Below are 13,708 nucleotides of genomic sequence, written 5' to 3' on the forward strand. Positions count from 1 at the left end.
TTTCGTATCGCTGCGTGCGATGCCCTATGCCTTTTTATATAGCGCGACCGGCATTAAGTTGACAAGCCCACGCTCAATGTGGCGTCTGACCTGCGCCTCCCGCGCCCTCCCAGTACGGCTCGCGCAGCCGCCGCTTATAGAGCTTGCCATTGGGGTCGCGTGGCATCTCGGCTATGAAATCGACCGACTTAGGGCATTTGTACCCGGCGAGCCGGGTGGTGCAGTGGGCCAGGATCCCCTCGGCGAGACCGGGTCCCGGCGCATGCCCCTCGGCGGGCTCCACGACCGCGATGACCTGCTCGCCCCAGTCCTCGTGGGGGATCCCGAAGGCGGCGGCGTCGGCCACGGCCGGATGGGTGAGCAGCGCGGCCTCGACCTCGGCGGGGTAGATGTTGACCCCGCCGGAGATGATCAGGTCGATCTTGCGGTCGCGGAGGTAGAGATAGCCGTCCTCGTCCAGGAGGCCGAGGTCGCCGACGGTGAAGAAGTCGCCGATGCGGTTCTTCTCGGTCTTGGACCTGTCCTTGTGGTAGGCGAAGCCTCCGGTGCTCATCTTCATGTAGACGGTGCCGAGTTCACCGGCCGGGAGCCGGGTGCCCTCGTCGTCGAAGATGGCGATCTCGCTGATGGGCCAGGGGCGGCCGACGGTCCCCGGCTTCTTCAGCCAGTCCTCGGCGGTGGCGAAAGCGCCGCCGCCCTCGCTGGCCGCGTAGTACTCCTCGACACAGCCGCCCCACCAGTCGATCATTCCGCGTTTGACGTGGTCGGGGCAGGGTGCGGCGCCATGGATGGCGTGGCGCATCGACGAGACGTCATAGGACCCCTTGACCTCGTCGGGGAGCGCGAGCAGCCGGTGGAACTGGGTCGGCACCATATGGGTGTGGGTACAGCGGTGGGTGTCGATCAGGCGCAGCATCTCCTGGGGCGTCCACCTGTCCATGAGCACCAGGGGATGGCCGATGTGCAGCGACGAGCTCGCGAACTGCAGAACGGCGGTGTGGTAGAGCGGTGAGCACACCAGATGGACGTGGTCGGGCTCCTCCTCGCGCGGGGTGATGCCGAAGAACCGCAGGAAGCCGCCGAGGTGGCCCTCCTCGGGGAGGTTGCCGGTCAGCGCCCGGCGGATTCCGCGCGGACGGCCGGTGGTGCCGGAGGTGTAGTTCATCACCCAGCCCAGCTCGCGGTCGGCGGGCGGCTCCTCAGACTGCCCCTCGAGGAGTTGGGCGTACGGGCGGAAGCCGTCGATGGCACCGACGGCGTAGCGGTGGGTCGCGGGCAGCCCGGCCTCGTCGGCGGCCGCGGCCGCCTGCCCGCCGTAGCGCTCATGGGCGATCAGCACCTTGGACCCGGAGTCGGAGACGATCCAGGCGATCTCGGGGCCGACCAGATGGTGGTTGACCGGCACCAGATAGAACCCGGCCTGGGTGGCGGCGAGCGCGGCGACGAAGAACTCCACCCCGTTGGGCAGCACGACCGCCAGGGCGTCGCCGCGGCGCAGCCCGGCGGCACGCAGTCCGCCGACGAGCCGGTTGCACGCGGCGTGCAGCCGCCCGGCGGTCCACTCCTCGCCGTCCGGGGCGATGAGGACGGTACGGTCGGGCTCGAGCGCGGCCTGGGCCCAGAAGCCGTTGGGTGTAGGGGACATGGCGGTCCGGTCCTCCTTCTGACGGCAGGTCAGGGAATGTGGAGCGGGGGTGTGGTGTGCGGGGCGGCCAGAGGTGTGCGGCGCAGCCAGCGGGACGGGGGGACGGACGCGGTCAGGCGCGTCCCGCGATGCGGTTGACGCGGTCGATGGCGCGCTCGAAGCCGCGGGTCAGCTCGTCGAAGACGGCCTGGACCGGGCGTACGGAGTCCATCCGGCCGACGATCTGGCCGACCGGCGTCCCGAGCAGCGGTTCCACCTCGTACTTCTGGATCCGCGAGACGGCCTCGGCCACCAGCAGCCCCTGCAGCGGCATGGGCAGCGGGCCCGGTCCGGCCGGGTCCTCCCAGGCGTCGGTCCACTCGGTGCGCAGCTGGCGGGCGGGTTTGCCGGTGAGGGCGCGGGAGCGCACGGTGTCCCCGGACCCGGCCGCCAGCAGCTTGCGGATGAGGGCCGCCGAAGGGAGTCCGGCCTCCTCGGTGGTGAGCCAGAGGGAGCCGATCCACACGCCCTGGGCGCCCAGCGCCAGCCCGGCGGCGATCTGCTCACCGCTGCCGATGCCGCCCGCGGCGAGCACCGGCAGCGGGTCGACGGCCCGTACCACCTCGGGGGTGAGCACCATGGAGGCGATCTCGCCGGTGTGGCCGCCCGCCTCATAGCCCTGGGCGACGATGACGTCCAGCCCGGCCTCCTTGTGGTGGAGGGCGTGGCGGGCGCTGCCTGCGAGGGCGGCCACGAGGATGCCGTGGTCATGGGCGCGGGCGACGACATCGGACGGGGGTGAGCCCAGGGCGTTGGCCAGGAGTTTCACGGGGTAGTCGAAGGCCACGTCGAGCTGGTCGCGGGCCACCTGCTCGAGCCAGCCGGTGATCCGCCAGCCGGATGCCTCGCCCTCGGCCAGCTCGGGGACGCCGTGCTTGGCGAGGGTGTCCCGGACGAAGGCGCGGTGCCCCTCGGGGATCATCGCCTCGATATCGGCCTCGGTGACCCCCTCCACCTTCTTCGCGGGCATCACGACGTCCAGGCCGTACGGTCTGCCGTCGGCGTGTGCCTCCAACCAGTCGAGGTCGCGGGCCAGCTCCTCGCCCGCGCCGTAGCGCACCGCGCCGAGCACACCGAGGCCGCCGGCCCGGCTGATCGCCGCGGCCACGGCGGGGAACGGCGTGAAGCCGAAGACGGCGTGCTCGACACCCAGCCTTGTGCTCAGCTCCGTCTGCATGGGCGGCAGGATGCCGCAGGGTGCCGGACGAAGGAAGAGTTTTTCTGACGCTACGTCAGATTGGTGGCGGGAAAACCGCGCCCCGGGCCGTCCGGAGGGACCCTGGAGGCTCAGGCGCCCGTCGGAGAGGGCCCGGAGCCCCGGGAGACCCGGGCCCCCGGGGTCACGTCTCCAGCACCGCCATGGCCGCGTTGTGCCCAGGGATCCCGCTCACCCCGCCACCGCGCACCGCGCCCGCGCCGCACAGCAGCACATTGGCGTGGCGCGTCTCCACGCCCCAGCGGCCGGTGCCCTCCTGGGTGTACGGGAAGGCCAGGTCCCGGTGGAAGATGTTGCCGCCGGGCAGCCGCAGGTCGGCGTCCAGGTCCAGCGGCGTCCTGGCCTCGATGCACGGACGCCCGTCGGCGTCCCGGGCCAGACAGTCGGCGATCGGCTCGGCCAGATGGGCGTCGAGCTCCGCGAGGGTGGCGCGCAGCAGCGCGCCGCGCGCCGCGTCGTTGTCCTCGGTGAACAGCCGGGCGGGGGTGTGCAGTCCGAACAGGGTCAGGGTCTGATAGCCCTCGCGGGCGAGCTCCGGGCCGAGGATCGACGGATCGGTCAGCGAGTGGCAGTAGATCTCCGAAGGCGGCCGGTGCGGCAGCTCCCCCGCCACCGCCTGGCGGTACGCCTCCTCCAGCGCGCCGTACCCCTCGGCGATGTGGAACGTCCCGGAGAACGCCTCGCGCGGGTCCACCTCGCGGTCGCGCAGCGCGGGCAGCCTGCGCAGCAGCATGTTCACCTTGAGCTGCGCACCCTCGGCGGGCGGTGCGGGCGGCTCCTCGCCCAGCAGCCGGGCCAGTTCGCGCGGTGCCGCCCCGACGAGCACATACCGGGCGGCCGTGGTGGACTCCCCCGCCTCGCCCTCGTACCGCACCTCCGCCGAGGTGCCGTCGGTGGCGATCGAGGTGACCTCCCGGTCAGTCGCGATCCGCGCGCCCGCCGCGCGGGCGGCGTCGGCGAGGGCGTCGGTGAGCGCGCCCATGCCGCCGACGGGGACGTCCCAGTCGCCGGTGCCGCCGCCGATCACGTGGTAGAGGAAGCAGCGGTTCTGGCGCAGCGACGGGTCATGGGCCCGGGCGAAGGTGCCGATGAGCGCGTCGGTGAGGACCACGCCCCGGACGAGGTCGTCGTGGAACGCCGCCTCGATCGCCTCCCCCAGCGGCCGTTCGAACAGCGCCTGCCACGCCGCGTCGTCCCCGATCCGCGCCCGCAGGTCCTCCCGGGTGGGCAGCGGCTCGGTCAGCGTGGGGAAGACCCGCTCGGCGACGCGCTGGGTCATGCCGTAGAACCGCTCCCAGGCCGCGTACTCCCTATCCGACCCGGTCAGCCGCTCGAACGCGGCGCGCGTCCTGCCGGTGGCGGCGGTGTCCACCAGCAGCCCGGTGGGGCGCCCGTCCCGGACGTCGGGGGTGTACGAGGACACCGCGCGCTTGCGCACCGCGAAGCGCAGCCCGAGGTCGTCGACGATCCGCCGCGGCAACAGGCTGACCAGATAGGAGTAGCGGGACAGCCGTGCGTCCACCCCGGGAAAGGGCCGCGTGGACACGGCCGCGCCACCGGTGTGGCCAAGGCGCTCGAGCACCAGCACGCTCCGCCCGGCGCGGGCGAGGTACGCGGCGGCGACCAGACCGTTGTGACCACCGCCGACGATGACGACGTCGTACGCATCGCTGTGAGACATGCCCTCTGGTTAGCACGCGGTGATCGCCGGGGCCAGGCCGCCCGGGGACGCCACGGCCTCGGAGGTCACCTCTGCCGCGCCCGCAACACCCGCACCCCCGCCGCATCCGCGCTGTTCAGCGTGGCCGCGTTTCTGCGCATTTTGTAGGGCGAGGGGCGGCTGCCCGGGCCGAGCCGTTCGACCGCCCGCATGATGTGCTTCGGCGGCAGCTGCCAGCGGACCGCGGGCGGGATGCAGCGCAGCGCCCCGCCCATCGCCCGCAGCCTGCGGGTGACCACCCGCGGCGGGGGCGCGGGACGCCCGTACAGCGCCTGGGCGTACGGGGGCAGGGTCCCGTAAGCGAGCGAGGCGAAGCGCCCCCAGATCACCTCGCGCGCCGGGACGAGCAGGGCATGGACCGGGGGCCGCCGCAGAAAGGCGTCCACCTCGCGGGCCTCGGGGGTGGCGGCGAGTTTCGGGCGCACCGTCGCGAAGTACGCGGCGAGGGCCGTCGTATCGGCCGGTACGCCGGCGGGGTCGAGGCCCACCAGCCGGGCGGACACCACGTTCTCGGCGACATAGGCGTCCGCCTGGGCGTCGGTGAGCGGATAGCCGGAGCGGCGCAGCACATGGAGGTAGGAGTCGATCTCGGCGCAGTGCACCCACAGCAGCAGCTCGGGCTCGTCGACGCCGTGCCGGACCCCGGTGACCGGGTCGGTCAGGGAGAGCCTGCGGTGGATGCCCCGGACCTTGGCTCCCGCCCGCTCGGCCGCCTCGGTGGTGCCGTAGGTGAGGGTGGCGACGAACCGCGCGGTGCGCAGCAGCCGTCCCCAGGCGTCCTCGCGGAAGTCGGAGTTCTGGGTGATGCCGCGCACCGCGAGCGGATGCAGGGCCTGGAGGTACAGGGCGCGCACTCCCGCGATCCACATCACCGGGTCGCCGTGCAGCTGCCAGGTGACCGACCGGGGGCCGTAGAGCCCCGGGTCGCCGTCCGATCCGCCCCGCCGTATGGCCGCCACCATGGCCACCACCTCCCGGCGGCCAGCCTAGGGCGTGGTTCGAAAGTCCCACCTGCCCCGCGACGACTGGCCCGGGGCCGGGCCGCCCGGGGCTCACTTCTTGAGCGGCTGGGTGAAGCGCAGCAGATTGCCGGAGGGGTCGCGGAAGGCGCAGTCGCGGACGCCGTAGGGCTGGTCCATGGGCTCCTGAAGCACTTCGCCGCCCGCGGCGCTGATGCGCTCGAAAGTGGCGTCGCAGTCGTCCGTGGCGAAGAGGACGCCGCGCAGCAGGCCCTTGGCCAACAGCTCCGCCATGGTCTGTCTGTCGTCCGGTGAGGCGTTCGGGTCGGCGAGCGGCGGCTCCAGGACGATGCTCACGTCCGGCTGCGCGGGCGATCCGACCGTCACCCAGCGCATGCCCTCGAACCCGACGTCATTGCGCACCTCGAGGCCGAGCACATCACGGTAGAAGGGGATCGCCTTGTCGTGGTCGTCAACGGCGATGAAGCAGGTGGAAAGGGTGATGTCCATGCCGCTCACGCTACGGCCGGGCGGCGGGGCCCGCTTCTCCGTTTCTGACCGGACGGGTGTGGATCTTGGCCATGCACGCCGGGATGGCGGCGCCGTGGTCATGGCCGCGGGCCCGGTAGCCGCTCGGGCTCTCGCCGACCAGCTGTGTGAAGCGCGAGCTGAACGACCCCAGCGAGGTACAGCCCACCGCCATGCAGACCTCGGTCACCGTAAGGTCGCCGCGCCGCAGCAGCGCCTTGGCCCGCTCGATGCGGCGGGTCATCAGATAGCTGTACGGGGTCTCCCCGAAGGCGGCACGGAAGCTGCGGGAGAAATGGCCCGGCGACATCAGGGCACCGCGCGCCAGCGCCGGGACGTCAAGCGGCTCGGCGTAGTCCCGGTCCATCCGGTCGCGGGCCCGCCGCAGCCGGACGAGGTCATCGAGGTCCTGCCGTTTCACCGGCCCAGTTTCCCACAGCGCAGAACGGTCGAAAAGGAAACCGGTCAGGAATGAAGAAGCCCCGGTCACGGGGGCGTGGCTAACGTCTGCGGCAGCGACCGCGGCTGTGCGGGCAAGATGGTACGCACCAGACAGATGGAGACACCATGAGCAGGGCCACGGACACGGACCCGCGGTCGCCCGGACCCCACGCCGCCGACAGCCACGATCTGATCCGGGTGCACGGCGCGCGCGAGAACAACCTCAAGGACGTCAGCATCGAGATCCCGAAGCGCCGGCTGACGGTGTTCACCGGCGTCTCGGGCTCGGGCAAGAGCTCGCTGGTGTTCGACACCATCGCCGCGGAGTCACAGCGGCTGATCAACGAGACGTACAGCGCCTTCCTCCAGGGCTTTATGCCGAACCTGGCGCGCCCCGAGGTCGATGTGCTCGACGGGCTGACCACCGCCATCACCGTGGACCAGCAGCGGATGGGCTCCGACCCCCGGTCCACCGTGGGCACCGCCACCGACGCCAGCGCGATGCTGCGCATCCTCTTCAGCCGCCTCGGCACACCGCACATCGGCCCGCCCGCCGCGTACTCCTTCAATGTGGCCTCGGTCTCGGCGTCCGGTGGCTTCACGGTCGACCGGGGCGCCGAGAAGACGAAGACCGAGAAGGTGAGCTTCAGCCGCACCGGTGGCATGTGCACCCACTGCGAGGGCCGGGGCGCGGTCTCCGACATCGACCTGACCGAGCTGTACGACGACTCCAAGTCGCTCTCCGAGGACCCGTTCAGCATTCCCACCTACACCGGGGACGGCTGGGTGGTGCGGGTCATCTCCGAGTCGGGCTTCTTCGACAAGGGCAAGCCGATCCGCGAGTACACCAAGAGGGAGCGGCACGACTTCCTCTACCGCGAGCCGACCAAGGTGAAGATCAACGGGGTCAACCTCACCTACGAGGGGCTGATCCCGAAGCTCCAGAAGACCTTCCTGTCCAAGGACCGGGAGTCGATGCAGCCGCATATCCGGGCCTTCGTGGACCGGGCGGTCACCTTCGCCGAGTGCCCCGAGTGCGACGGCACCCGGCTCAGTGAGCTGGCCCGCTCCTCCACGATCGGCAAGGTCAGCATCGCCGACGCGTGTGCGAGGGAGATCAGGGACCTGGCGGAGTGGGTGCGCGCGCTGGAGGAGCCCTCCGTGGCGCCGCTGCTCACCAAGCTCCAGCACACCCTGGACTCGTTCGTGGAGATCGGCCTCGGCTATCTCTCACTCGACCGGGCCTCGGGCACGCTCTCCGGCGGCGAGGCGCAGCGCATCAAGATGATCCGCCACCTCGGCTCCTCGCTCACCGATGTCACCTACGTCTTCGACGAGCCCACGATCGGTCTGCACCCACACGACATCCAGCGGATGAACGACCTGCTGCTGCGGCTGCGGGACAAGGGCAACACGGTGCTCGTGGTGGAGCACAAGCCGGAGACGATCGCCATCGCCGACCATGTCGTGGACCTCGGCCCCGGTGCCGGGACGGCGGGCGGCACCGTGTGCTTCGAGGGCACCGTCGAGGGGCTGCGGGCGAGCGGCGGCGTCACCGGCCGCCATCTCGATGACCGGGCCAGGCTCAAGGAGACGGTCCGCAAGGCCACCGGGCGACTGGAGATCCGGGGCGCGTCCGCGAACAATCTGCGGGACGTCGACGTCGACATCCCGCTCGGGGTGCTCTGCGTCGTCACCGGCGTCGCGGGCTCGGGCAAGAGCTCGCTCGTCCATGGCTCCGTCCCGGCCCCGGAGGGCGTGGTCTCGGTGGACCAGACCCCGATCCGCGGCTCGCGCCGGAGCAACCCGGCCACGTACACCGGGCTGCTTGACCCGGTCCGCAAGGCGTTCGCGAAGGCCAACGGCGTCAAACCGGCCCTGTTCAGCGCCAACTCCGAGGGCGCCTGCCCCACCTGCAACGGCGCCGGTGTCATCTACACTGATCTGGCGATCATGCAGAGCGTGGCCACCCCCTGCGAGGACTGCGAGGGCAAGCGGTTCAGCGCCTCGGTGCTGGAGTACCGCCTCGGCGGCCGTGACATCAGCGAGGTGCTGGCGATGCCGGTGACCGAGGCCGAGGAGTTCTTCGGCAGTGGCGGGGCGCACACCCCGGCGGCCCACAGGATCCTCCAGCGGATGGCGGACGTCGGGCTCGGCTACCTCACCCTCGGCCAGCCGCTCACCACGCTGTCCGGTGGCGAGCGGCAGCGGCTCAAGCTGGCCGTCCACATGGCCGACAAGGGCGGGGTCTACGTCCTGGACGAGCCGACCACCGGGCTGCACCTCGCCGATGTCGAGCAGCTGCTGGGGCTGCTGGACCGACTCGTGGACTCCGGCAAGTCGGTCATCGTCATCGAGCACCACCAGGCCGTCATGGCGCACGCCGACTGGATCGTCGACCTCGGCCCCGGCGCCGGCCACGACGGTGGCCGCGTGGTCTTCGAGGGCACCCCGGCCGACCTCGTGGCCGCCCGGTCCACCCTCACCGGTGAGCATCTGGCGGCGTACGTCGGCGGCTGACCCGGGCGGTCTCACCGGCACCGTCGCCCCCGCGGGAAGCGCCGCCGGGCGGCGGCTCAGCGGCGCACCCGTGGCATCCCCAGCCCGATCCAGGAGATGATCTCCCGCTGGACCTCGTTGTTGCCGCCGCCGAAGGTGAAGACGACGCTGCTGCGGTAGCCGCGCTCCAGCTCGCCGTGGAGGACCTCGCCCGCCGAGCCCTCCTTGAGCGGACCGGCGGCGCCGACGATCTCCATCAGCCAGGCGTAGGCATCGCGGCGCGCCTCGGAGCCGTACACCTTGACGGCGGAGGCGTCCTGCGGGGTCAGGGCCTCCCGCTCAAGGGCCTCCACCATCTGCCAGTTGAGCAGCTTCATGGCGTCCAGCCGGGCGTGGGTACGGGCCAGCCGGGCGCGTACCCAGCCCAGGTCGATCACCCGGCGGCCGTCGGGGAGCTTGGTGTCGGCGGCCCACTGGCGGACGCCGCGCAGTGCGCGGATGGCCATGGTGCCGTGGGCGGCGAGGGTGACCCGCTCGTAGTTGAGCTGGGTGGTGATCATCCGCCAGCCCTCGTTCTCGGCGCCGACGCGGCGGGTGGCCGGGACGCGGATGTCCTCGTAGTAGCTGGCGGTGGTGTCGTGGGAGGCGAGGGTCTTGATGACGGTGGCGGAGTAGCCCGGGTGGTCGGTCGGCACCAGCAGGATGCTGATGCCCTTGTGGGGCTTGGCGTCGGGGTCGGTGCGGACCGCGAGCCACACCCAGTCGGCGGTGTCGCCGTTGGTGGTCCAGGTCTTCTGGCCACTGACGAGATAGTCGTCGCCGTCGCGCACCGCGCGGGTCTTGAGGGAGGCGAGGTCCGTACCGGCGTCGGGCTCGCTGTAGCCGATCGCGAAGTCGATCTCGCCGGAGAGGACCCTGGGCAGGAAGTACGCCTTCTGCTCCTCGGTGCCGAACCGCATGATGGTGGGCCCGACCGTGTTGAGCGCCATCAGCGGCAGCGGCACCCCGGCCTGGGCAGCCTCGTCGAAGAAGATGAACTGCTCGACCGGGCCGAGCCCGCGCCCGCCGTACTCCTCGGGCCAGCCCACCCCCAGCCAGCCGTCGGTGCCGAGCCGGCGGATGGTCTCGCGGTAGAACCGCTTCTGCCCGGCGGAGTCGGCGTAGCGCGCATAGGCGTCATCGGGGACCAGCTCGGCGAAGTACGCGCGCAGCTCATCGCGTAACCGCCGCTGATCAGGGGTGTATTCAAGGTCCACGGCCCCTCCTGGAGTCTCGCGTGCGCCATGACGGCGGGCTGGGAGCGTCCTGGGATCGAGGGGCACGGTAGAACGTGTTTCAGCAATAGGGAAGGGCCGTGGACCGGGCCGGTCGGCCCGGTCCACGGCCCGGGTCTCAGCTGTCCGCCCGGGGCTGGGGGTCGTCGCCCCGCGGCCGCAGGGCCCGTACCGGCTGGCCCGGGTGCCAGGTGCGCAGCACCAACCGCCCGTCCTCCAGGGCGGTGTGCACGACCTCGGTGAGCTCGGCGCGGAAGAGGTGGAAGGGCTCGGGCGGCCGGAACTCCTCGGCGAAGCGGGCCACGGTCCCGGGGTCGGTCACCTCGACCGCCCGGCCGCTCACCCGGAGGTCGCCCCCGGCCGGGTCCTCGTCCGTGCCGGGGTTGGCCTGCACCGAGAACCGGGGGTCGCGGCGCAGGTCCAGCGCCTTGCGCGACTCCGGCATCATGCCCAGCCACAACTCGCCGGAGAGGAAGTTCACTTCGAGCGGGGTCACCCGCGGGGAGCCGTCCTCGCGCAGGGTGGCCAGCACATGGTGGCGGTAGCGCCCGAAGCGGTTCTGGGCGTAGTCGGCGAGGGCGGGCTCGGCCGCCGCGAATCCGGCCCAGCTGGTGGTCGGGTAGGTCATCGTCATGGCCCCCATGCTCGGACCGTTTCCGGACGTCTGCTGTCGGGATTTCCTGGCTTCCGACTCCCGTGCCTGGTCCGGAGGCAGATACGCGTTCCACTCGGTGCCCGGCAGCGGATAGGCGACCCAGGTGCGGGCGTAGGCCGGGGGGCGGGCCTGGCCGCGGCGCAGCAGCAGCGCGGTCGGTTCACGAGCGGCGCGGCGCAGCAGCGAGGGCAGGGTGGTGGACCGGTTGTTCCCGCTGGTCTGGGCCGAGGAGCAGCCCGCGTGGTACGCGACGGGCAGGGCGCGGTCGCCGGTCACCAGGCAGGGCGCCCGCAGTCCCAGCCGCTGCAGCCCCTGCGCGGCGGTGCGATAGCGGCCGGTGGTGGCGTCGGACTGCTTGGCGGTGTGGTGGAGGATGACGAACTGGCTCGCCAGGTGGAGCGTGATGATCACCCCGAGGGCGACCGCCAGGTGCTGCGGTGAGCGCGCGGCCCGTACGGCGCGGAACACAAGACCGGCGATCGGCAGCGCCAGCAGCGCGTAGGAGGGCATCAGGAAACGGGGTGCGGAGTAGCCGATGAGCAGCAGATAGGGCACGGCGAGGGCGGCCGCGCAGACGATGGGCAGCAGGGTCAGCGGCACGGCCGGGAGCCGGAGGGCCGGACGGCCGAGCCCGACCCGCACCCGGCGCAGCTCCTGGCGATCGCGCAGGGCGGTGTGCACGGCGAGGAGGGTCAGCACGGGCAGCGCCAGCCACCACACGGCCAGCTCGGGGTGGCGCAGCGGCACCTCGCAGGGGCGGCACAGCTGGGGTCCGTTGAGGCTGCGCAGCGCGGCGCCGACGCTGAAGTGGAGGCCCATGCCGCCCTCGACGTCGCTGGAGACGTTCAGCCGCCCCCCGATGCCGCCGAAGCGGTCGTACGCCTCGCCGATCCACTGGGCGGCGCCGAGCAGCGGCCCGCAGAGCAGCGGAAGCACGGCGGGCCGCCAGGGGCGCACCCCGATCGCGCCGATCAGCAGCGGCAGGGTGAGCCATCCCCCGTCGGGGGTGCGCACCAGGGTGACGCCCGCGAGGACGGCGGCCAGCCACCAGCGGGCGTTCGGTTCGTCCGGCACCCGGAGGAACCAGCCGACGGCGGCCACGGCGCCGAGCGCCACCCAGAGGTTCGGCATCACCGCGGGTCCGCTGATCTGGGTGATCCACAGCCCGGAGAACAGCAGCGCGGCCAGGGCCACCTGGGGTGCGGGCAGCAGCCGGGTCCAGACCCGGAAGGCGCCGTAGAGCGCGCCCGCGGACAGCAGCATCAGCACGATCCGCAGCGCCGGAATGGAGTCGGTGGCGGACACCAGGGGCGCGACCAGGAGACTGACGCCGCGCGAGCGGGGTGCGCTGAAGTACGCGGGCGGGGTGCGCGGATCGACCTGGGAGACATACACGGACTCGTCCCAGCCCAGCGCGTGGCCGGTGTGCGGAATCACCATGGCGAGTTGGACCACGGCGTATCCGATGGCGACCAGGCCGAGCCAGGGGGCCGGACGGCGGTACCGCCGCGGCGGGCGGGACCGGGGGCGCGGGGGCAAGACGGCGGCCGCCGGTGCGGCAGTATTCTCCATGCGCGCACCATATGATGACTATGTACCTTTTTCGTCCTATTAGGCCATTCGGCTCAGTGTCCAAGGGGTGCCATGGGCGCGGCGGATCCGTACGCTGTTGCAGCGGTGCACACCCCCATCCGGCGGAGGACGGACACATCCATGAAAATGCTCATCAACGTCCCCGAGACCGTGGTCGCCGACGCGCTGCGCGGACTGGCCGCCTGTCACCCCGAACTGACCGTGGACGTCGACAACCGGGTGATCGTCCGGCGGGACGCGCCGGTCGAGGGCAAGGTGGGTCTGGTCTCCGGCGGCGGCTCGGGGCACGAACCGCTGCACGGCGGCTTCGTGGGCCCCGGCATGCTCGACGCCGCCTGCCCCGGCGAGGTGTTCACCTCCCCCGTACCGGATCAGATGGTGCGCGCCGCGGCGGCGGTGGACAGCGGCCAGGGCGTGCTGTTCATCGTCAAGAACTACACGGGCGACGTGCTCAACTTCGACATGGCCGCCGAGCTCGCCGAGGACGAGGGCGTCCAGATCGCCAAGGTCCTGGTCAACGATGACGTGGCGGTCACCGACAGCCTCTACACGGCGGGCCGGCGCGGCACCGGCGCCACCCTGTTCGTGGAGAAGCTCGCGGGCGCGGCGGCCGACGAGGGCGCGCCGCTGGAGCGGGTGGAGTCGGTCGCCCGGCGGGTGAACGAGCTCTCGCGGAGCTTCGGCGTAGCGCTCAGCGCCTGTTCCACCCCGGCCAAGGGCGGCCCCACCTTCGAGCTGCCCGCCGGGGAGCTGGAGTTGGGCGTGGGCATCCACGGCGAGCCGGGGCGTGAGCGGCGGGCCATGATGACCTCCCGCGAGATCGCCGACTACGCGGTGGAGGTGGTGGTCGAGGACCTGCGCCCGGACAGCCCGGTGCTGCTGCTCGTGAACGGCATGGGGGCGACCCCGCAGCTGGAGCTGTACGGCTTCGCCGCCGAGGTGCACCGGGCGCTCGGCGAGCGCCGGGTGACGGTCGCGCGTACGCTCGTCGGCAACTACGTCACATCACTCGACATGGCGGGCGCCTCGATCACGCTGTGCCAGGTCGACGAGGACCTCCTGCGGCTGTGGGACGCACCCGTGCGGACCGCCGGGCTGCGCTGGGGCGCCTGAGGCCGGCCGGCCCCGATACGTACGCT

Annotated in this window: 10 protein-coding genes; 2 read left to right on the forward strand and 8 right to left on the reverse strand. The window is 72.0% G+C overall.

Going from position 1 to position 13,708, the window contains the following annotated elements:
* Positions 1–73: 73 nt before the first annotated feature.
* From VT50_RS22460 to VT50_RS22485, 6 genes are all read right to left on the reverse strand, one after another.
* Positions 74–1,645 (reverse strand): acyl-CoA synthetase, encoded by a 1,572-nt coding sequence (locus tag VT50_RS22460; protein WP_046086590.1) that lies wholly within the window; start codon positions 1,643–1,645, stop codon positions 74–76.
* Positions 1,646–1,757: 112 nt separating this feature from the next.
* Entirely contained in the window at positions 1,758–2,861 is a 1,104-nt protein-coding gene (locus tag VT50_RS22465) for an NAD(P)H-dependent flavin oxidoreductase (RefSeq protein WP_046086589.1), read from the reverse strand.
* A 163-nt stretch (positions 2,862–3,024) separates the two neighbouring features.
* On the reverse strand, positions 3,025–4,581 hold the full coding sequence (locus VT50_RS22470) for a phytoene desaturase family protein (RefSeq protein ID WP_046086588.1): 1,557 nt from the start codon (positions 4,579–4,581) through the stop codon (positions 3,025–3,027).
* A 65-nt stretch (positions 4,582–4,646) separates the two neighbouring features.
* Positions 4,647–5,582: an oxygenase MpaB family protein gene (locus VT50_RS22475; RefSeq protein ID WP_046086587.1), complete on the reverse strand. Its 936-nt coding sequence runs from the start codon at positions 5,580–5,582 to the stop codon at positions 4,647–4,649.
* 90 nt (positions 5,583–5,672) lie between these two features.
* The gene (locus VT50_RS22480; RefSeq protein WP_046086596.1) at positions 5,673–6,089 is read right to left on the reverse strand and encodes a VOC family protein; all 417 of its coding nucleotides are present in this window, start codon (positions 6,087–6,089) and stop codon (positions 5,673–5,675) included.
* A gap of 10 nt (positions 6,090–6,099) precedes the next feature.
* Entirely contained in the window at positions 6,100–6,528 is a 429-nt protein-coding gene (locus VT50_RS22485) for a helix-turn-helix transcriptional regulator (RefSeq protein ID WP_046086586.1), read from the reverse strand.
* A gap of 146 nt (positions 6,529–6,674) precedes the next feature.
* On the opposite strand from VT50_RS22485, the gene VT50_RS22490 reads away from it, so the two are divergent.
* Positions 6,675–9,068, forward strand: coding sequence for an ATP-binding cassette domain-containing protein (locus VT50_RS22490; RefSeq protein WP_046086585.1), 2,394 nt, complete (start codon positions 6,675–6,677; stop codon positions 9,066–9,068).
* A 56-nt stretch (positions 9,069–9,124) separates the two neighbouring features.
* Here VT50_RS22490 and VT50_RS22495 read toward each other — a convergent pair whose 3' ends face one another.
* On the reverse strand, positions 9,125–10,303 hold the full coding sequence (locus VT50_RS22495) for an acyl-CoA dehydrogenase family protein (protein ID WP_046086584.1): 1,179 nt from the start codon (positions 10,301–10,303) through the stop codon (positions 9,125–9,127).
* A gap of 136 nt (positions 10,304–10,439) precedes the next feature.
* Positions 10,440–12,548, reverse strand: coding sequence for a pyridoxamine 5'-phosphate oxidase family protein (locus tag VT50_RS22500; protein WP_046086583.1), 2,109 nt, complete (start codon positions 12,546–12,548; stop codon positions 10,440–10,442).
* Positions 12,549–12,689: 141 nt separating this feature from the next.
* Here VT50_RS22500 and dhaK point away from each other — a divergent pair, with 141 nt between their 5' ends.
* Positions 12,690–13,682, forward strand: a complete 993-nt coding sequence (gene dhaK / locus VT50_RS22505; RefSeq protein ID WP_046086582.1) for a dihydroxyacetone kinase subunit DhaK — start codon at positions 12,690–12,692, stop codon at positions 13,680–13,682.
* Positions 13,683–13,708: the final 26 nt, after the last annotated feature.

This window comes from Streptomyces antioxidans (assembly GCF_000968685.2).
Classification (GTDB): Bacteria; Actinomycetota; Actinomycetes; order Streptomycetales; family Streptomycetaceae; genus Streptomyces; species Streptomyces antioxidans.

What these genes read in the sequence shown, in the direction of transcription:
- dhaK (WP_046086582.1), top strand. Translation starts at nt 12,690, where the DNA reads ATGAAAATGCTCATCAACGTCCCCGAGACCGTGGTCGCCGACGCGCTG.
- VT50_RS22460 (WP_046086590.1), bottom strand. Translation starts at nt 1,645, where the DNA reads ATGTCCCCTACACCCAACGGCTTCTGGGCCCAGGCCGCGCTCGAGCCC.
- VT50_RS22490 (WP_046086585.1), top strand. Translation starts at nt 6,675, where the DNA reads ATGAGCAGGGCCACGGACACGGACCCGCGGTCGCCCGGACCCCACGCC.
- VT50_RS22475 (WP_046086587.1), bottom strand. Translation starts at nt 5,582, where the DNA reads ATGGTGGCGGCCATACGGCGGGGCGGATCGGACGGCGACCCGGGGCTC.
- VT50_RS22470 (WP_046086588.1), bottom strand. Translation starts at nt 4,581, where the DNA reads ATGTCTCACAGCGATGCGTACGACGTCGTCATCGTCGGCGGTGGTCAC.
- VT50_RS22480 (WP_046086596.1), bottom strand. Translation starts at nt 6,089, where the DNA reads ATGGACATCACCCTTTCCACCTGCTTCATCGCCGTTGACGACCACGAC.
- VT50_RS22465 (WP_046086589.1), bottom strand. Translation starts at nt 2,861, where the DNA reads ATGCAGACGGAGCTGAGCACAAGGCTGGGTGTCGAGCACGCCGTCTTC.
- VT50_RS22500 (WP_046086583.1), bottom strand. Translation starts at nt 12,548, where the DNA reads ATGGAGAATACTGCCGCACCGGCGGCCGCCGTCTTGCCCCCGCGCCCC.